Consider the following 19,623-nt stretch of genomic DNA (forward strand, 5'->3'; position numbering starts at 1 on the left):
CCCCCCTGCCCGCCTCTCCCCCGGCTCGTCGACGTCACCGGACTCCAGACACCCACACCCACACCCACACCGACACCGACACCGACACCGACCGGACCTACCCAGCAAGGACACCCATGCCCCCGACCCGCACGACGACCGCCGTTCCGCCCCCGCGGACACTGCCCGCCGAGGAGCGTTACGCCACGGAGCTGGCCTTCCTCGCCGCCCATGACACAGGCCCCCGTCCGCCCGGCTGGCTGCTGACGCCCCGTTCCGTCGTCACCTTCGTCTGCGGCAGCGCAGGCGAACCCCTCCAGCTGGCCGAGCCCCGGGAAGCGCTGCCCGGCCGGCTCGTCATAGCCCCGAAGTTCGTCGGCGAACGCGCCCTGGTGGAGCGGTGTGTGGTCACGCTCGCCGGGGAACGCGGACTGCTGCTGGTCGGTGAGCCGGGTACGGCCAAGTCGATGCTCTCGGAGTTGCTGTCGGCAGCCGTCTGCGGCACCGGCGCACTGACCGTGCAGGGCACCGCCGGCACCACCGAGGACGCCCTGCGCTACGGCTGGAACTACGCGCTGCTTCTGGCCCAGGGACCCACTCCCCAGGCCCTGGTGGACTCACCGGTCCTCAGCGCGATGCGCTCCGGGCAGGTGGCGCGCGTCGAGGAGATCACCCGCTGTCTGCCCGAGGTGCAGGACGCACTCGTGTCCATCCTCTCCGACCGCCGGATGAGCGTGCCCGAACTGTCCGGAACCGCCGGGGCGCAGGTGGCCGCCGCTCCCGGGTTCACGGTCATCGCCACCGCCAACCTGCGTGACCGCGGAGTATCGGAGATGTCCGCCGCGCTCAAGCGCCGCTTCAACTTCGAGACGGTGCATCCGATTGCGGACGTCGAGGCCGAGACCGCGCTCGTCAGGCGGCAGGCCGTCGCGGGCGTCGAACGGGCGGGCGCGGCCTTCGGCGTCGACGACGCGGTGCTCGACGTGCTGGTGACCGTCTTCCGGGATCTGCGGGCCGGGCGTTCGGCGGAGGGCTGGGACGTGGAGCGTCCCGGTACGGTGATGTCGACCGCGGAGGCGGTGCAGGTCGCGGTCTCCCTCGGAGTGGCCGCCGCCTATCTGCCCGCCGGGGACTCGCTCGACCTGGTCCCCGGTCATCTGCTGGGTGTGGTCCGCAAGGACGATCCCGGTGACCACGCCCGGCTGCTGGGCTACTGGGACGGCCCCGTGCGCCGCCGCGCCGAGGACGGTTCGCCGACCTGGCGCCGCCTGTGGGACCTGCGGGAGAGCCTTCGGTGACCACTGCCCGGAATCCGGAGGCGCCCCCCGCCCGGGACCCGCGGGCGGCCCTCGACGCCCTCGCCGAGTCCACGGTGCCCTATCTGCTGGGTGTACGGCACCACAGCCCGGCGCTCGCCGCGGCCGTGCCCGCACTCCTGGACGCGGCCGGCGCCGACGTGGTGTGCGTGGAGCTGCCGGCCGACTTCCAGCCGTGGCTCACCCATCTCGGCGCGCCGGGTACGGTGGCGCCGGTCGCGCTCGCGGGTGCCGGGCAGGACGGGCGGCTCGGCTTCTACCCGTTCGCCGACTTCTCCCCGGAACTCGCCGCCGTCCGCTGGGCGCGGGAACGGGGCGCCGAGGTCGTCTGCTGCGATCTGCCGTTGGCCGACGCGCGCTGGGACAGCACGCACCCCCGTCAAACCACTGCGACCACTGAGGCCGCTGAGGCCGGGGATCCGCGGGCGGCGGTCGCCGGACCCGCCGACCGGCCGGCTCCCCCGTCCTTCGCGCAGGCGCTCACCGCTGCCGGAACCGGCCGGGCCGGGGACGATCTGTGGGACCGCACCGTGGAGGTACGCGCCCCGGGCTGTACTCCCGAGATGCTGCGCCGGGCCGCGCTGGGCGTCGGCTGGGCACTGCGTCAGGACGCCGGGTCGTCCGGCGGGGTGTCCGCCGTGGACCTGGCGCGCGAGGCGCATATGCGGGACACGATCGCCCGCGCGGCGGCGGGCGGACGCCGGGTGGCGGCGGTCATCGGTGCCTTCCACGCCCCGGCGCTGACCGGCGCGACGGCCGGGCGGGAGCAGCCCCCGGCCGACGGCACGACCGTGCAGGGGGCGCCGGCCGCCGCGGGATCGCCGGGACCGGTCCTCCCGGGGCCCCCCTCCCCCGTCGTCACTTCCCTCGTCCCGTACGCATTCGAGCTGCTGGACTCCCGGTCCGGCTATCCCGCGGGGATCCGCGATCCGCGCTGGCAGCAGGAGGTGTTCGGCGCCGGAGGAGATCCCGGGCGGCTGCACGACGCCGCGGCCGGGGCGATCACGCGGGTGTGCCGGGAGCTGCGGGCGGCCGGGCATACGGCGGGGACGGGCGAGGCCGGCGAGACGCTGCGCGTGGCCTGCGATCTGGCCCGGCTGCGCGGGCTCCCGGCCCCGGGCCGGGGCGAGGTCCTCGAAGCCCTCACGCTGGTCCTGGGCCAGGGCGAACCGCTCGGGCGCGGCCGGGCTCTGGCGCGGGCCCTCGAAGTGGTCCTGGTCGGCACCGAGCGCGGCCGGGTCGCGCCGGGCACACCGCGCTCCGGGCTCGGCCCGTCCGTCGAAGCCGAACTCGCCGCCCTGCGGCTGCCGGGCCCGGACGATCCCGCGCCGCGCGAACTCCGTCTCGACCCGCTGCGTTCGGCGCTCGACCACCGCCGCGAGATCCTCCTGCGGCAGCTTGAGGTGTGCGGGGTGGGATACGGCGAGCCGGTGGCGGTGGCCGGTACCGGCGACGCCGCCGCGCTCTCCTCGCGGTGGCGGCTGTCGTGGGTCCCCTCCGTACCGGTCCGGCTGGACCTGGCCGGGGTGCGCGGTGTGACCGCCGCACTGGCGGCGGAGGGCACCCTGCGGGAGACCTTCCGCAGGGAGTCGGCCGACGGCGGCCCCACCTGCGCCCTCGTCCTGACGGGGCTTCGGGACGCCGCGCGCTGCGATCTGCCCGCGCTGGTCGCCCAGCGGCTGGCCGAGGCCGCCGAGGTGCTGCCCGCGTCCGCGACCGTCCCCGAGATCCTCACCGGGCTGGACCTGCTGGAGGCGCTGCGCCGGGGACATCTGCCCGGCACCACGCCCGCGGGCCGGCGGGCGGCGGGTTCGCTCGCCGCCGACCTTCTGGAGTCGGCGGTACGGTCTCTGCCGGGGCTGGCGGGCAGCGACGACCCGGAGGAGGCGGCCGCGCTGGTCGCCCTGGCGGCCCGCGCCGGTGAACTCCGTCTGGGGCTGCGGATGGACCGGGCCCTGGCCGACCTCGTGGACTCCGCGTCACCCCTGGTCCAGGGCGCCGCCCTGGCCTGCCGGGTCCTGTTCGACCTGGAGGGAGCCGAGACGCTGGGCGCCAGAGCCGCCGGTTGGATCGACACGGCCACCGGTCCCGAAGCGCGGCGCGCGCTGGCCCGCCGGCTCGCCGGACTGCTGACCGGGGCCGCACCGCTGCTCCAGTCGGCGCCCGCAGCCCTGGACCCGCTCCTCGACCGGATCGACTCACTCGACGACCGGGGCTTCCTGGACCGGCTGCCGGCCCTGCGCGGCGGCTTCGACACGCTGACCCCGGCGGGCCGGGACCGGCTGCTGCACACCGTCACGGAGCGGCTGGGCGACCGTCTCGACCTCGCGCTGGGCGCCTCCCCGCAGTTGCTGGCCCTGTGGACGGCGGCGGACGAGGCCGGCCGTTCGGCGGCGGCCTCCCTGCGGCCGGCTCCCCCGCCGTACCGGCCCACCGAGGCACCGGCACCGGCCTCGGAAGACGCCGACACGGGTGGCGCCGACACGGGTGGCGCCGCGGCGACACCGGGCGGGTCCGTCGCGGACGGGCCCCACGACGGCGTACTGCGTCTGCCGGCGACGGACCGGTGGCGTCTGCTGCTCGGCAGGGAACACGACCGGCTCCCGGCGGACGCCCGTCGCTACGCCCACGCGCTCGACGAGCTGTACGGAACGGGCCGCGGGGAGGGCTCCTCGGACCTGGGCCGGGACGGCGGTCGCGGGGGCGGACAGGACGCCTCCTTCCCGACCGCGCGGGAATGGTCCGACGAACTCCAGGCGCTGTTCGGCGCGGAGGTGCGTGAGGAGGTTCTGGCGGGCGCCGCCGACCGTGGGCGCAGCGATGTGCTGACCGAACTCGATCCGGAGGCGGTGCGCCCGTCCGTCGATCTGCTGACGTCCGTGCTGTCGCTGGCGGGCGGGATGCCGGAGCAGCAGCTGGCCCGGCTTCGCCCACTGGTACGCCGGCTGGTCGACGAACTGGCCAAGGAGCTGGCGACCCGGATGCGCCCGGCGCTGACCGGTCTCGCCACCCCTCGCCCGACCCGCCGTCCGGGAGGCCGGATCGACCTGCCGCGTACCCTGCGGGCCAACCTCGTCCATGCCCGCAGGAGGGCCGACGACAGCATCCTGGTGGTTCCGGAACGGCCGGTGTTCAGCACCCGTTCGCGCAAGGAGGCGGACTGGCGCCTGATCCTGGTGGTCGACGTGTCCGGGTCCATGGAGGCTTCCGTGATCTGGTCGGCGCTGACCGCGGCCGTACTCGGCGGCGTGCCCACGCTCAGTACGCATTTCCTGGCGTTCTCGACGGACGTGATCGACCTGACGGACCGGGTCGACGACCCGCTGTCGCTGCTGCTGGAGGTCCGTGTGGGCGGTGGCACCCATATCGCGGCCGGTCTGGCCCACGCCCGCTCCCTGGTGACGGTGCCGAGCCGGACCCTCGTGGTGGTGGTGAGCGACTTCGAGGAGGGCTACCCGCTCGGCGGGCTGCTCGGCGAGGTACGGGCCCTCGCGAGTTCGGGAGTGCACCTGTTGGGCTGTGCCGCGCTGGACGACAGCGGCAGCCCGCGCTACTCCGTACCCATCGCCCGGCAGCTGGTCACGGCCGGTATGCCGGTCGCCGCCCTCAGTCCTCTCGCCCTCGCCCGCTGGGTGGGCGATCGCCTCCGCGGAGAATCCCGATGAGCCCCGAACTTCCCCCGGTCGCAGCCGAGGTGACCGCTGCGGCAGTGGCGGGTCTGACATCCCGGCTGCGCAAGAAGCTGGACGCCGCCGTTGAGACCTTCACGGCCGTCCCCGTCGTAGTGAAGGGCGCCGAGCGGCGGGTACGGTGCGGTGCGGACGCGGAGGTCGTCCTCGCTCCCGGCCCTTCCGGAGCGGTCGCGGAAACCGAGCAGGCGGTGTGCAGTTGCCTGCTGGCCCCGAGATGTCTTCACCTGGCCGCCGTACTGAGCGCCTGCCCGGTGGCGGACGCGGACACGGCGCCAGCCGCGGCCGTGGTGATCGACGGGGACACGGTGATCGACGGGGAGGCCGCGCCGGAGGCGCAGGGCGCCCGCTCCGCCCCGGCCACCGGTACGGCGGACGGCTCGGTCGCTGCCGTACCGGTGCCGGGCGACCCCGGCACCCCGGCGCGGACCGCTCTCACAGCGACGCAGTCGGCTGCCGCGCGCGCCCTGTGGGCCGCCGCGGTGGCGGCGCTGGCCGCCGGGGTACCTGCGGCGGGTGCGGTCGCACAGGCGGAATTGCTGCGGGCCTCGCACTCGGCGCGCATCGCCGGGCTGTACCGCGCGGAAGGTGCGGCGCTGCGTGTGGTACGCGGACTGCGGGGCGTCCGGGCCCGCCACGACGGCCACCGGCTGGCCGACCTGGTCGCCGATCTGCGAGAACTCCTGCTGACCACGGCCCTGTTGATATCGGGGGCGCCGGACCCGGTATGGGTCGGGTCCGCCCGGCGCTCCTACCGCCCGGAGGGCGCACTGCGCGTCCACGGCGTCTGCCGGGAGCCGGTGATCGCGGCCACCGGGTTCGGCGGGGTGGTCACGCACGTCGTCTCCGACGACGGGCGCTGGTTCACCGTCGCGGACGTCAGACCGGGCGGTGCCGCTCGTGCGCGCGGCGCCGCGACCGCCACGGTCGCGCTGGGCTCGGGGAGTGTCGATCACGCCCGGCTCTCGCGCGGTGGGCTGCTGGTCTCGGGGGCGACCCTGTCGCCGGACGGCCGGCTCGGAGCGGGCAAGGGCGTCAGGGCGACACCGGTCGCGGGCCGGTCCTGGACCTCGGGGCCCTTGGCCGCCCTGTTCACACGGCCTCTCGCCGATGCCGTGGGCGGCGGGCTCGGGAACGCTCTGGTGAACGACTCCGAGCAGGCGGCGCGGCACCGGGCCGGTGGACTGATCGGCTGCGATCTGGTCATCGTCGGAGCGTTCGACGACCATGTCCTCGCGCGGGAGCTGCTGCCCGGCGGGACGGACCGGAGCGGTCTGCTGCTCCGGTTGCTGCCGGCCCATGGCCATCCCGGCCTGGCGCATACCGCGAACCTTCGCCGGCTGGCGTCCCGTCCCGGGCTGCGGCTGCGTGCCGTCGGCCGCCCTGATCCCGACCGCGCCGCCACCCTCCGGCCCCTGGCCGTCGGGCCGCTGCCCGGCGGGGGCACGACGACCCTGCGCCTCCCGGAGGAGTGGCTGGGCCATGCCGACCTGGGCTACGACCGCCTCGAAGGCGCCCATCTGCCACCCGCTGACGCGCTGCCGGAGACGGCCGGGGATCCCTGTGTACCGCCGGACCCGGTGGCGGAGGCACCGTTGTGGCGGCTGCGGCGGCTGGTCGAGGTCGCCGTGTCGGGGGGCCGCCGGGCCGTCGCCCAGCCCGCGCGCGACGGCGACCGGGCCGGAAACGCCGCGGCCCTGCGCCGGGTCGGATTCCGCGCGGCGGCGGAGCTGTTGACGGAGCTGTCCACGGAGGCGGACCGGCGCGGCCGTGATGTCTTCGGCCGCACCGAGGAAGCCGACCCCGGCGCGTACGCCCGCGTGTGGCTCGCGGCGGCTGTCTATCTCGCCGACACCGAACGGGCCCTGGTCCGGGCGACTTGGCAGCCGTAGCACACCGGACGCGGCGCGCTCGCCGACGGCGACGGAGGCTCTGCAGGAGGTCGAGTACCCGCTCGTCGGCGGCGCCCTGGCGGTGCACCATCCGGAGCGGGTATGCGGCAGGGTCGGGGGCGCTGTCCAGGACCGGCCGATCGGCCCGGCGGGGGAACACCTGGGTGCAGGCGGCGCCCACCCAGACCCCGGACGACTGCCCGAACCACGATGTCCTCCGCTCGTCGAGGGCGCTGCGGACGATGTCGCGTCGCGGGCGATGTTGCGGGTCGAGAGATACGGCAGCAGGTCGGCCGTGGCCATCCGGAGGCCTCCGTCGCGGGGCCCGCGGAGGACGACGGCCGGCCGCGGGGCGCCCCCGGTGGCCGCTACTTGACGAAGTCCTCGACGACCTTCGGCGGCCACATGCCGACTTTGAGTACGCCCATGGAGTAGGCGCGCGAGACCAACGCCGCCCGGTTGGGCACCCGCAGCTTCCGGAAGAGACAGGTCACGTGGTATTCGACGCCCTGTCGGCTGAGGTAGAGGCGCGCGGCGAGCGGAACGGTCGAGACTCCGGCGGCTATCCCTTCGAGGATCCGGGCGTCGATCTCGCTGAGCATCTTCTTCCGGCTGGGCATGACGTCGGTGTCCACCGGCTCGCTGTCCGAGGCCATCATCACCCAGATCGCCGACACATCGGGGGTGCCGCTGCGTACGGCGCAGGCGGAGAGGGAGGCCGTGAAGGCCCGGCCGTCGGGACCGACGGCGAGCACCTCGCTGGTGAAGCGGTCCCGCTTGCCCTCGGTCAGCCCGGCGAACTTCCGCAGCAGCGGCTGCTGGACACTGGGATGCACCAAGTCGGTGAAGGGCCTGCCGCAGGGCTGCGCCGTGTCCCCGCCGAACCGTCCGAAGAACTCGTGGTTCCCCTGCTGCACGGTCAGGTTCCGGTCGAGACAGGCCATGGTGAGACCCGGCCGCCGGAACAGCGGGTGCTCATCGGCCGGCCCCGTCGGGTCCGCGGCGATGTCCTGTGCCATGGTCTGCGCCAGGTCCACCAGCATGGGTACGGAATTCGCCATGGAAATCTCTGTCCTTTCATGGCGTGAGGTATTGCGAACGTCTGCTGCGAGTCTCTGCGAGCCATGTGGTCCGTCGGAGAAAGGCCCCGGACCGAACCGGACTCCGTTGTAGACATTAGATAACCGGCTTCGTACCGGTCAACGCCGGTCGGGTATCCGAAGCCAACACCGTGGTGATCGGATCCCATGGTTCGGCCGGGCTCCTTCGCTTCGGTGGTTCGGTACGGTCCGGTACCCGCCCCACTGCAGGTCAAGTCAGCAGAAGGGCCTTGACGGGGCATTGACGGGCCGACCGGGCCGCCCACCGAAGCGGAACGACGGGATACCGAACCATCGCCCCTCCACCGAAGTGACACACATGCGGTCAGGATCCTTCGGAGGCCTTCCGGGCACCGCGCCGAAGGGACCTGAGCTGCGGCCGCCCGGATATCCCGAGTTTTCGATAGGAATTCGTCAGATGTTTTTCCACCACTCGGGAGCCGACTTTGAGTTCCGTCGCTATTTCCTGGTTCGTGAGGCCGTCGGCGGCCAGTGCCGTGACCCGTGCTTCGGTGGGTGTGAGGGCCGGCTCGGTCGGCGGGCCCGGCAGGCCCGGCGCGCCCGGCCGGTCCGCCTCCTCCTGCCACGGCACGCCGCAGGGCATGGCGAGCGCCACGGACTCGCTGAGCAGCTTCTGCACCTCCGCGCCTTCGCGCAACGCACGGGCCAGCGCGCGCAGTGCCCTGGCCAGTTCGAGTTCGTTCGCCGAGCCGCGGAGTACCTCCACCGCGTCACGCAGGAGGGCCGTGCCCTCGCTGTCGCCGCGGAGCCGGCCGCGCAGCCGCTGAGCCCGGCCGATGGCGACCGGTGCACCCCAGATCCGCGCCTGTGTGTACTCCTCTTCGGCGAGCGCCCTGGCGGAGTCCAGGTCACCGCGCCGGTGCAGGAGGCGGATGGCCCGGGGCCGCCACGGGAACAGCACGGGGTTGCGCCAGCCCGACGCCTCCAGTTGGCGGCCGCAGGCGAGCACGGTGTCCAGGGCCCGGTCCGGTTCGCCCCGCTGCGCCTCCAGCTGAGCGTCCATCAGCCGCAGCATGGTGGTGGCGGCCAGGTTTCCGGCGGCCCGCTGTCCACCGCCCTCCGTCCGCACCCGCTCGCCGAGCGCCGTGTCCCCGGTCTCCAGGGCGACGGCGGCCAGTACGGTGACGGCCGTCGCCACGTTGCCCGGCCGGCCGGCCACCGCGTGCTCGAAGGCCCGCTCGGCGTGGTCCCTGGCGTGCGCGAACCGGCCGCGGGCCAGCGAGACCATCGCCCGTTCGGCCTGGAGCAGGGGTTCGGGGCCGGCTCCGGACCGGCTCCGGTGCTGCTCGCGGTCGGCCAGCCAGTCCCCGAGTGCGTCCACCTCGTCCGCACCGGCGAACACCGGTGCGAGCAGGGGCAGGACCGGCGGGGCTCCGGACCCGGTGGCCGGTACCCGCTCAAGGATCCGCCCGGCCTGCCGGGCCGCCTCGTAGGCGGGCAGCCGGCCGCTGAGGGTGGCCGCGTGCAGGAGCACGGCGAGCAGTTCCCGTTCGGCGCCGGAGCCGACGGCCGGGTCTCCGGGCCGGCCGCGCAGCAGGGCGACGGATCGGGCCAGTTCGGCGGGGTCCTGACGGGCGCTGTGACTCAGCCGGGCCTCCAGTCGCAGGGCCAGGTCCCGTTCCGGTCCTGTCAGCCGGTCCGGGGAGCCGAGGTCGGCGGCGGCCTGCCGGAGGATGTTCAGGGCCGAGGGGCTGACGGTGGAGACATAACCCGGTGAGATCCGCAGCGCGGCCGCGGCCCGGTCGTGCGGGGTGTCCAGCAGAGCCATCGCCTGGGCGGTGTGGCGTTCGCAGGCGGAGCTGTCGTAGGCCTTCTCCGCCGCCGCCAGGTCGATGAGCAGACGGGCCCGATCCGTTCCCTGTTCAGGGCTGTCGAGCAGGGCGTGGCGGAGGAACCGGGCTGCCTCCCGGGGGGCGCCCCGGCGCAGTGCCGCGTCCGCCGCGGTGCACAGGACGGCGGTGGACCAGCCGTCGCCCGGGGCGGCGGCCGCGATGACCTGGGCCGCGATCTCTTCGGCGGGGTGTCCGGCCTCGTGCAGCAGAACGGCCGCCCGCCCGTGCCACTGGCCGCGTTCGGCGATGGTCATATCGGCCTCGGCCGCGTCCTGGACCACCGGGTGGACGAATACCGGGGTGTCTTCACCCAGGAGCAGTCCGAGCCGGTGCAGGATGCGGAGAGCGCCGAATGCTCCGATCATGTCGAGGCCGGCCAGCCGGGCGGCGAGCCCGAAGTCGCTCTGCTCGCCGAGGATCGCCAGCGCTGCGGCCAAGTGGCGGACCGGCGGGGTCTGGGCGCGCAAGCAGTCGGCGAGCCGTTCACGCAGCGGCGCGGGCCGCTGTGCGGCGGCGGTCCGGGCGTGGGCGGCGGTCGGCCGCAGACCGGCGGCCGCGGAGGCATGCAGCAGCGAGCACAGGATCACCGGATTACCGCCCGATGCCTGGTGGCAGGCCGTGATGAACTCCGGTTCGCCGTTCTCGCCGAACTGTGCGCGTACGAGCTGTCCGGTCGCCGCGGGTGACAGCGGAGCCGGCCGTATCACCTGTGTCGCGGCATCGGTGACTTCGCACACCAGCGGGTGCCGGGCACGGGCGTCCCCGTCGCGCAGGGTGCAGACCAGTACGGCCCGCAGCCCCTGCGGTCGGCCGGCGAGGTAGGCCAGGCAGCGCAGCGACCAGGTGTCGGCCCATTGCAGGTCGTCGACGAGGATCAGCAGCGGCCGTTCGCGGCCGAGCCGGGCCAGGAGCGCGCGCAGTGCGGGGAGGACGGCGTCGAGGGGAGCCTCCGGATCGTCCTCACCGGCGGGCAGGAGGTCGTCGGCGAGGACGTCCTCGCCGAGTGATGTCCCGGATGCCCCGTCGCCGGACACGGCGAGATGCAGGCTGTCGAAGAGTTGTCGTACGACACCGAGGACGAAGTCCTGTTCCATGACGGCCGCGTTGGCACGCATCACGTCGGCGTCCTGGTCGGTGAGCAGGGCCGGTAGCTCCCGCAGCCAGGTGGATCTGCCGATGCCGAGCGGTCCGGCGAACAGCAGGAGCGAGGATCTGCCGTCGGCCGCCGCGTGCAGAGCTTCCTGCACCAATGCGGTCTCGGAAGTACGTTCGAGCAGCATCGGCTCACCGCCCTTCCATATCGCCCACGAACGCGTGGAGTTCGTCCCGGCCGTGGATCCGCAGTTTGCGGTAGACCCGGCTCAACCGGAGTTCCACGGCGCGCCGCGACAGGGACAGCAGTCCGGCGATCCTGGTGTTGCTGAGCCCGCGGGCGGCAAGCGTGGCCGTACGCGCCTCCGGCGGTGACAGTTCGGCCCATGCCGCTGCCCGGGCGGCACCGGGACCCCGTCCGGGCGCGAGTTCCGCCGCGAGCCGCCGGGCCCGCTCGGCCATCGGGCCCCGCGGGTGGGTGGCGGTGAGGGTTGTGAGTTCGGCCAGGGCCGCGGCGGCGGCCTGCCGGTTGCCGCCGTGGGTGAGTTCGGCGGCGGCGAGATCCGCGAGCGTGCGCTGGTAGGCGGGGCCGGGCGGGCCGCCGCGGAGGAGGTTCGCCGCGTACCGGGCGCGGACCGGGTCGCTGTGGGCGGGTGCGGGGCCGGCGTTCAGCTCGGCCCATCCGAGCTGTTCGGCGGAGCCCCATCTGCGGGCGAGTCGCAGTTCTTCGTCGCTCAGCCGCTGCGCTTCGGCTTCCTGCCCGGTCGCGCGCAGGAGTCTGGCGGCGGCCGAACGCCAGGGCAGTACCGCGGGGTTGATGTGGTCGCGGTGCAGCAGCAGGCGGCCGCACTCCCGCAGGAGACGTACGGCTCCGACGGCGTCGTGGTCGGCGGCGGCCACCATCGCCCGGGCGAAGAGGAGCTGCGGCCAGTACGGGCTGTGGCGGACGGTATCGGAAACCGGCTCGGCGGCGAGTCCCCGGGCCCGTACGGTGTCCCCGCGTTCCAGCTCGACGACGATGCGCACGGCCCGGAGCCGGGCGGTCTCGGCGGGATGCCGGCCGGGCGCGGGCAGGGCCCGTTCGGCGGCGCGGATGTCCTGTTCGGCGGCGGCGAGCAGACCGCGCCGCAGATTCAGCTCCGCGCGGACGGCGAGGATACGGGGGACCGCGATCTGCCGGCCGTCGGCCCAGACGTCGGTGAGCAGGGTACTCAGTCCGGCGTCGGCCTCGTCGTGGTCTCCGGTCAGGCACAGTGCCTTGCAGGCCGCGAGATAGGGCAGGACCGGGGTGCCGCGCGACAGCCGGGCGAGTGCGGTACGGGCCAGCTCCCTCGCCGTGGTCAGGCCGTCGCCGGCCAGGGCGAGCTGCCAGGCACGGGACCCGGCCTGGAGGGCCGAGACCGGGTGGGTGGGGAGTGGGGGCAGCTCGGGGACGATGTGTTCGGCGTGGTCCCGGTCGGTGGGGTCGGCTGCCCAGAACAGTGCGGCGATGGCCTCCTGTTCCTCCGCGGCGGCGGCGGGGCGGGCTTCGGCGACGGCCCGGCGCATCCCCTCGGTGTCTCCGGCAGTGAGTCCCAGGTCCACGGCCTGCACCCGGAGTCCGGACCGGATGTCGCGGGTCCGGGCGAGCCGGCCGAGTCGGCGGATGCCCGCCTCGGGGGTGGTGACGAGTTCGGCGGCGGCCAGTTCGAGAGTCAGTCGGGCGTGCCACTCCGCGTCGAGCGGTTCGCGCAGTGCGCGGGCCAGGAAGGCGGCGGCCCGGGGGTGGTCGCCCGTCCGCTGGGCCGCCACGCTGCCGCGGCGCAGTACGTGAACCGTCCACGCGGCGCCGAGGGGGTGGGATTTCAGCAGGAGTCCGGCGACCTGCTGGTCGGGGGCGCCCGCGCGGTGGGCGAGACGGGCGGCGGCGGCGTACAGGTCGGCGCGCCCGGCCGCTTCCATCCCGGCCAGGATCTGCAGCCGGGCCTCGGGGGCGATCCGGATGCCGGTCCCGCTGCCACGGACCAGTCCGGTGGCGTCCAGCACGGCGCGCAGCCGGGCCTCCCTGAGGTGGCCGAGTCCCGCGAGGACGCAGACGGCGGTGAAGTCGAGGACCCCGCCCCCGACGGCAAGGGCTCGCAGGGCGGCGACGGTCTCGGCCGGCAGGCCCCGCAGAACCCGGCCGATGTGGTCGTCGAGCGCGGCACGGCCGAGGGCTTCGAGTTCGGGGATCCGGACGGCGACGGGGAGGTGTCCGCGCCGGACGAACTGCCGGAGGGTGGTGTGGAAGACGGCCGGGGTCGCCGCCGATGCCCGCAGGGCGGCGGCGGTGAACTCCGGTTCTCCCTCGACACCGCACAGGGTGCGCACGGTCAGTGCGGCGGCGGCGGGGGACGGCGGCCCCAGCAGGGTTTCACAGGTGCTGTCCGGATCGGGCGAGGAGGAGACCAGACCACGCCAGTCGGGGCCGGCGACGCAGGCGTCGCTGCCGCTGGCCACCACGGCCAGCGGGGCGTTGGCGGAGCGTCTCACCAGGGCGTGGAGCCAGTGCAGCGACTCGGGGTCGGTCCACTGGGCGTCCTCGACCACCACCAGGAGGGGGCGCTGCCGGGCCGCGCGCAGCACCGGGGCGAACCGGTCGGCGCCGGGAGCGCCGAGGGCGGTCAGCAGTTGGGCGGCCACGCCGCGGCAGAGTCCGGACTCGGACGGCACCGCTCGGGCACTGAGCACCCGCAGGCCACGGGACCGGCCGAGGCGGGCGGTCCAGCGGGCCAGGGCGTTCTGGCCGTAGCCGGGACGCCCTGTGAGGGTGACGACCGCGGACCGTCCGGCGGCGAGACGGTCGAGGAGGACGCTCAGGGTGCGCTGCTCACGGCTGTGGTGCGGCAGCAGGGCGGCGGCACCGCGCGGTTCGGACAGGGAGGGAGCGACGGGACGGCCGGGGCTCGGTAAGGCCCTTGGGGACATGGGCGCGCTCGGGTTCTGAGGTCGGCGGAGGGTGGACGGCGGGGCCGGCACGGCGCCCCGGCCGGAGTCGGGGTCGGCCGCTTCGCGCGGGTAGGCGGGCCGTGGCGGATCCCGGAGGGTGGTGGCCAGGGCGGTCCGGCGGCTGACACCCAGTTTGCGGTAGACACTGGTGAGGTGTGTTTCGACGGTGCGCAGCTCGACGCAGAGGGACTGGGCGATCTCCCGGTTGCCGGCACCGTCCAGGACCAGGCCGACGACCTTGCGTTCGGCTCCGGTGAGCAGGTCCTCCCGCGCTCCGGTCAGCTCGGGCATCCGTCCGCCCGCGGCGATGAGGAGGCGGCGGGCACGGTGCGCGAGGGAGAGTGCGCCGCAGGCGTGGGCGAGGTCGGCGGCGAAGCGCAGATGCGGGCGTGCGGCGGCCTGGTCGCCGTCGGCCAGCAGGCGGCGGCCGAGTTCGTAGGCGGCCCGGGTGTGTTCGACACGGGCGGGCGAGGCGGCCAGTATGCCGGCGGCTTCCGTGAGCAGTTCGATGCCGGGTCTGCCCGGGGTGATGACACCCCGGGCCAGGGCTGCGATGCCCAGGGCGCGGGCGGTGCCCCAGCGCTTTGCCAGTTCGTCGCCGTATTCGGCGTGGGCGTGGGCTTCCCGGGGGCGGCGCAGTGCGGCGAGGGTGTGGCACGCCTCCGCCCACCAGGGGGCGAACACGGGGTTGGCCAGGCCTGTTTCCCGCTGGGCGCGGCCGGCGGCGAGCAGCAGGTGCAGCGCCCTTTCGTGGTCGCCGAGGGCCCGGCGGGCGCGGGCGCGGACCATCAGGGAGAGCTGTTGGTCGATGACGGGGCCGACCGGGGACGCCGGGGAGATCATGCCGACCAGGTTCTGGGCGAGGGCGGCCTCGCCCCGGTCGCTGAGGGCCGCCGCGAGGACCAGGCGGGGCAGGGTCAGGTGCGCCGTCGTGCGGCCCGCCGCATCGAGTGCCGCGCGGGCGTCGGCCATCGACTCGGTGATCGCGCCGGTGCCGTACAGGACCAGGGCGCGGGCGGAGTGGGCGAGGGCGCGGGTCCGGCCGGTTCCGGGTTCCCCGGCTTCGGCTTCGGCGACCGCGTGGTTCAGGGTGGTGAGGGCTTCGGTGGTCTCGTCGGCCAGGGCGAGCACCGTGCAGGAGGCGAGCACCGGCCAGGAGGTACGGGGTCCCGGTGCGTCCAGTACGCGGCGGGCGTAGGTGTCCGACGCCTCGCGCGAGCCCTCGTAGAAGGCTGTGACCAGGGCCCTGACGGCGTCCATAGGGGCGGGCAGCGGCTCGGGCGGCCGGGCGGTGGCGCGGGGTGCGGCTCCGGTGGCCGTACGGTCGGCGCGGCCCAGGAGGAGCAGGGCCGATTCCAGGGCCGGGGCGAGGTCTCGGAGTCCGGTGCCGGTGCGCAGTTCGGCCAGGATCTCCGCGAGGCCGTGGTCCTGGGGTACGCCCCGTCCCGCGGCCAGGCAGGTGGTGGTGTACTGCACGGCGGCGACAGCGCGGGTCCGCAGGTCGGGGGTGTGGTCGAGGGTGTCTCTGAGCAGGTCGACGGCGGCGTCCGGGTCGGTGTGCGCGATGAGGCCGGCCAGCCGGAGACGGAGAGCGTGGTCTTCGGGTACGGCTTCGAGCACGCGGCGCAGACAGCGTACGGCGGTGCCGCGGGCGCCGCGGCCCTCGGCCGAGGCGGCAGCGTCCCGCAGCAGCGAGGCCATCCAGGGGCGGAGGGCGCCGGGGACGGCGAGGAGGTGTCCGGCGACCTCTTCGGCCGGGCGGCCGGCGTCGCTGAGCAGCAGGGCGGCCCGTGCGTGCAGTTGGGCGAGGTCGCCGGGGCCGAGCGGTTCGAGGACCGCCGCACGGATCTCGCCGCCCGCGAAGTCGGTGCGGCCGGGGGTCAGGACCTCGGCCTGGCGGAGTATCCGGACGGCGTCCGCCATCTGGACGGCGGAGACCCCGGCCAGTGCGGCGACGTGGTCGGGCAGATCCTCGCCGAGGACGGCTATCGCCGTGGCGACGGACTCCACCCAGCCGGGGTTTCTCTCGAAGAGGGTACGGAGGGACAGGACGAGCAGTCGTCTGCCGCGTTCGGCGGCCTGCCGGGCGCCTTCGCGGTCGGGACGGACACCGGCGCGCCGCAGCTCCGTCAGCAGCCGGGACACCTGGCCCGGGTTGCCGCCGCAGGCGTCGGCGACGCGAGCCGCGAACGACGGCGCGACCGGGCGGCCGAAGGCATGCCGGACCATCTCGGCGACCGCGGCCGGATTCAGCGGGTTCAGCGGCACCGTGGTGCACGAGGGATGGGCGGCGAATCCCGACCAGGCACCGTCGGCCGGACCGGTCTCGGTGCTGCGGGCCAGGACCAGCAGCAGGGGCAGCCCGTCCGCCCGTCGCAGGAGGAAGTCGAACCAGCGGAGGGTGTGTTCATCGGTCAGATGGGCGTCGTCCAGCGCGAGGAGGACGGGGCGGCGCGCGGCGAGGCGCGTGATGAGGCTGTACAGCCCCTGGAGTACCGGGTAGTCGGTGTCGAAGGTGAAGGGCCGGTGATCCGGGCCGGGCAGCAGAGCGGGCAGGGCAGGGCGGGCGGTGCCGTACAGCAGCGGATGCCGGGGGGCGCTCTCGCCCGTCAGGCCGAGCGGTCGCAGCAGAGCCCGGACGCCGTCGTACGGAGCGGTGGCAGTGCCCGTACCGGATGTTCCGTGGAGGACCGTCATACCGCGTGTCCCACTGTCGGCCGCCGCACTGCCGCGGGGGACCGATTCATGGAGGAAGGCGCGGATGAGGCTGCTCTTCCCCATGCCGAGCGGTCCGGCCAGGATGACGACTCCCGAGCGGCCGGCGCGGGCCGCCGCAGCCCGTATGGAAAGCGTATGAATTTCACTGTCACGACCGAAGACAATCGTACTCGCGTGTGACGGGACCAGTTGGTCGAACAAAGAATCCCTCTCGTCGAACGGAGAGGACCGGCCTCATCCGGCAGCTGTCTTCATAATTATCCACACTGCCATTGATCTGCGGAAGCGTATCGGAACCCGACAACACGACCATCTGAAATCCGCCAGGGAAGGAAACGGCAACCCGCCCCCGACGAAGGGAATAGTCGCGTCTTCAACAAACGACTCGCGGGTCCGCCCCGGCGCCGCCGGACCCGCGGAGTCTAAGGATTTCCCGGCGCGCGCCGTGAGACCAAGGGGAGGTGCAGCCAACCCCGCCGGGCCATGACCCCAGGAGTCCGATGAGCACCAAGCAGCGGCCGGTCCTCTTTGTCAGCCTGCCGGAAAGCGGACTGCTCAACCCGCTTCTCGTCCTCGCGGGCGAACTCTCCCGGCGGGGCGTGCCCGACCTCTGGTTCGCGACGGACGAGCCCCGGCGGGCCGAGGTGGAGCGACTGCCGAGGGGCTCCGGTGTCGAGTTCGCTTCGCTGGGCGAGGTGTGCCCGGAACTCTCCGCGGTCAGCTGGCCGGACGAGGTGTACCGGGAGGTAACCCAGCCCTCCCGTTTCAAGGCGCACCGCGCCGTGATCCGGCAGTCCTACCGCCCCGAAGTCCAGGCAGCGAAGTTCCGACGTCTCGACTCCCTCGTCGAAAAGATCAATCCGGCGCTCATGGTAATCGACTGCGTTGCCTCTTTCGGTATCGACGTCGCCATCAGCCGGAACATTCCGTACGTACTCAGCGTGCCGTTTCTGCCGACGAATGTCATCACCTCACTGAATCCGTTCGGACCATCCGGAACCCCTCGGGACTTTCCCGTTCCACATTCCGGCCTCCCTTATCCGATGAATTTCTCCCAGCGGATCCGGAACAGCCTCTTCAAATATCGCACTCTGGGTATGTTCTTCCATCCGGCCATGGGCCGGGTACTCTCCGCCGACGCCCGTATCCGCAAGGAACTCGGCCTGCCCGGGCCCAATCCGATGACCCGGGTCGACCGGGCCGAGCTGGTGCTGTGCAACTCGATCGCCGAACTGGACTATCCGTTTGCCGTGCCGGAGCGGATGAAGCTGGTCGGGGCCATGGTGCCGCCGCTGCCGGAGGCTCCGCGCGGCGAGGACGGCGGCGGGGTCGCCGACTGGCTCGACGGCCGGCCCTCCGTGGTCTACATGGGCTTCGGGACCATCACCCGGCTCGACCGGGAACAGGTGGCCTCCCTGGTCGAGGTGGCTCGCCGGATGCAGGACCGGCATCAGTTCCTGTGGCGTCTGCCCGCCGAGCAGCAGCATCTGCTGCCGGCCGCGGCCGGCCTGCCCGCGAATCTGCGGATCGAGAGCTGGCTGCCCTCGCAGCTCGATGTGCTCGCCCACCCCCATGTCCGGCTGTTCTTCACCCACGGCGGCGGCAACGGGTTCAACGAGGGCATGTACTTCGGCAAGCCGATGGTGGTCCGCCCGCTCTGGGTCGACTGCTACGACCAGGCCGTACGCGGCCAGGACTTCGGCCTGAGCCTGACCCTGGACCGGCCCCGGGACGTCGACCCGGACGATGTCGTCGACAAGCTCACCCGGGTCCTGGGCGACCCGCGGTTCAGCGAGCGGGCCGAACGGATCGGAAAGCTCCATCGCACGGCCGGCGGTCGGCAGACGGCTGCCGATCTGCTCCTCGGGCTGCCGGCCCTGTCCTGACCGGCAGCCCGTCCGCTGTGCCTCCGCCAACCCCGACTCCGAACGAGGACGACATGCCCATCAAGTACCCCGTTTCCCGGCCCGCTCTCCAGGGCCGGGAACTCGCCTATGTCACCGAGACGGTCAGCGACGGCTGGATATCCTCACAAGGGCCCTATGTCCGACGTTTCGAGGAGGCATTCGCCGCCTACAGCGGAATCGCGCACGGTGTCGCCTGTTCCTCCGGAACAGCGGCCCTGACCCTGGCACTGCGCGCGTTCGGCATCGGCGCCGGTGACGAAGTGATCGTCCCGGAATTCACCATGGTGGCCTCGGCCTGGGCCGTGAGCTACACGGGCGCCACCCCGGTATTCGTCGACTGCGCCGACGATCTGAACATCGACCCGGCCAAGATCGAAGAGAAGATCACCCCCCGGACCAAGGCCATCATGCCCGTCCATGTCTACGGCAGGCGATGTGCCATGGACACCATCATGAATATCGCCCACGACTACAACCTGCGCGTGGTCGAGGACTCCTCCGAGGCGCACGGCATCCCCCCGGTCGGCGATGTCGCCTGCTACTCGCTCTTCGCCAACAAGATCATCACGGCGGGCGAGGGCGGTATCTGTCTCACCGACGACTCCCGGCTGGCCGCGCAGATGGCACATCTGCGGGCGATGGCGTTCACCGAAGACCACAGCTTTCTGCACAAGAAGCTCGCCTACAACTTCCGTATGACTGCCATGCAGGCCGCCGTGGCACTCGCCCAGGTGGAGCAGATCGACGACTTCCTCGCCCGGCGCCGCGAGATCGAGCGCCGCTACGACCAGGGACTGAAGGGTATCGCCGACATCACCCTGATGCCGCAGCGCGATGTGCTGTGGATGTACGACCTGCGGGCCCGGCGCCGCGACGAGCTGTGCGCCTATCTCGCCGCCGAGGGCATCGAGACCCGGGTGTTCTTCAAACCCATGAGCCGCCAGCCCGGCTACCACGACCCCGTCTGGCCCTACCTCAACGCCAGCCGGCTCAGCGACGACGGGCTCTATCTGCCCACGTACACCGAACTCACCGCCGCGGACCAGGAATACGTGACCGGAAAGGTCCGCGCCTTCTACGGCGCGGGCTGAGCCCGTACCGAACCACGGA

The 19,623-nt window shown here is 73.5% G+C and carries 8 protein-coding genes; 5 read left to right on the forward strand and 3 right to left on the reverse strand.

Annotated features, from left to right (window positions below; genetic code table 11):
* The first annotated feature begins 116 nt into the window (after nt 1–116).
* Genes ACIQ9E_RS25865 through ACIQ9E_RS25875 form a run of 3 tightly spaced genes read left to right on the forward strand, consistent with a single transcriptional unit; the run spans nt 117 to nt 6,876 of the window.
* A complete protein-coding gene (locus tag ACIQ9E_RS25865; protein WP_403710874.1) occupies nt 117–1,277 on the forward strand; it encodes an AAA family ATPase in 1,161 nt (386 codons plus the stop codon).
* On the forward strand, nt 1,274–4,960 hold the full coding sequence (locus ACIQ9E_RS25870) for a DUF5682 family protein (RefSeq protein WP_403710876.1): 3,687 nt from the start codon (nt 1,274–1,276) through the stop codon (nt 4,958–4,960). The genes ACIQ9E_RS25865 and ACIQ9E_RS25870 overlap by 4 nt, the downstream gene beginning before the upstream one ends.
* Nucleotides 4,957–6,876, forward strand: coding sequence for a hypothetical protein (locus ACIQ9E_RS25875; RefSeq protein ID WP_403710878.1), 1,920 nt, complete (start codon nt 4,957–4,959; stop codon nt 6,874–6,876). Before ACIQ9E_RS25870 ends, ACIQ9E_RS25875 begins: the two co-directional genes overlap by 4 nt.
* Before the next feature lie 368 nt (nt 6,877–7,244).
* On the opposite strand, the gene ACIQ9E_RS25880 is transcribed toward ACIQ9E_RS25875, so the two are convergent.
* The 3 genes from ACIQ9E_RS25880 to ACIQ9E_RS25890 form a co-directional block, all read right to left on the reverse strand.
* Nucleotides 7,245–7,937 (reverse strand): response regulator transcription factor, encoded by a 693-nt coding sequence (locus ACIQ9E_RS25880; protein WP_403710880.1) that lies wholly within the window; start codon nt 7,935–7,937, stop codon nt 7,245–7,247.
* 364 nt (nt 7,938–8,301) lie between these two features.
* Complete coding sequence (locus ACIQ9E_RS25885) at nt 8,302–11,109, reverse strand: ATP-binding protein (RefSeq protein WP_403710882.1); 2,808 nt, start codon at nt 11,107–11,109, stop codon at nt 8,302–8,304.
* Nucleotides 11,110–11,113: 4 nt separating this feature from the next.
* Complete coding sequence (locus tag ACIQ9E_RS25890; protein ID WP_403710884.1) at nt 11,114–16,807, reverse strand: AAA family ATPase; 5,694 nt, start codon at nt 16,805–16,807, stop codon at nt 11,114–11,116.
* 299 nt (nt 16,808–17,106) lie between these two features.
* On the opposite strand from ACIQ9E_RS25890, the gene ACIQ9E_RS25895 reads away from it, so the two are divergent.
* Both ACIQ9E_RS25895 and ACIQ9E_RS25900 read left to right on the forward strand, forming a co-directional pair.
* Nucleotides 17,107–18,492: a glycosyltransferase gene (locus ACIQ9E_RS25895; protein ID WP_403710886.1), complete on the forward strand. Its 1,386-nt coding sequence runs from the start codon at nt 17,107–17,109 to the stop codon at nt 18,490–18,492.
* A 53-nt stretch (nt 18,493–18,545) separates the two neighbouring features.
* A complete protein-coding gene (locus ACIQ9E_RS25900; RefSeq protein ID WP_403710888.1) occupies nt 18,546–19,604 on the forward strand; it encodes a DegT/DnrJ/EryC1/StrS family aminotransferase in 1,059 nt (352 codons plus the stop codon).
* Nucleotides 19,605–19,623 lie beyond the last annotated feature (19 nt).

The sequence above is a fragment of the Streptomyces sp. NPDC094448 genome, from assembly GCF_044763775.1.
In the GTDB taxonomy this organism is placed as follows: domain Bacteria; phylum Actinomycetota; class Actinomycetes; order Streptomycetales; family Streptomycetaceae; genus Streptomyces.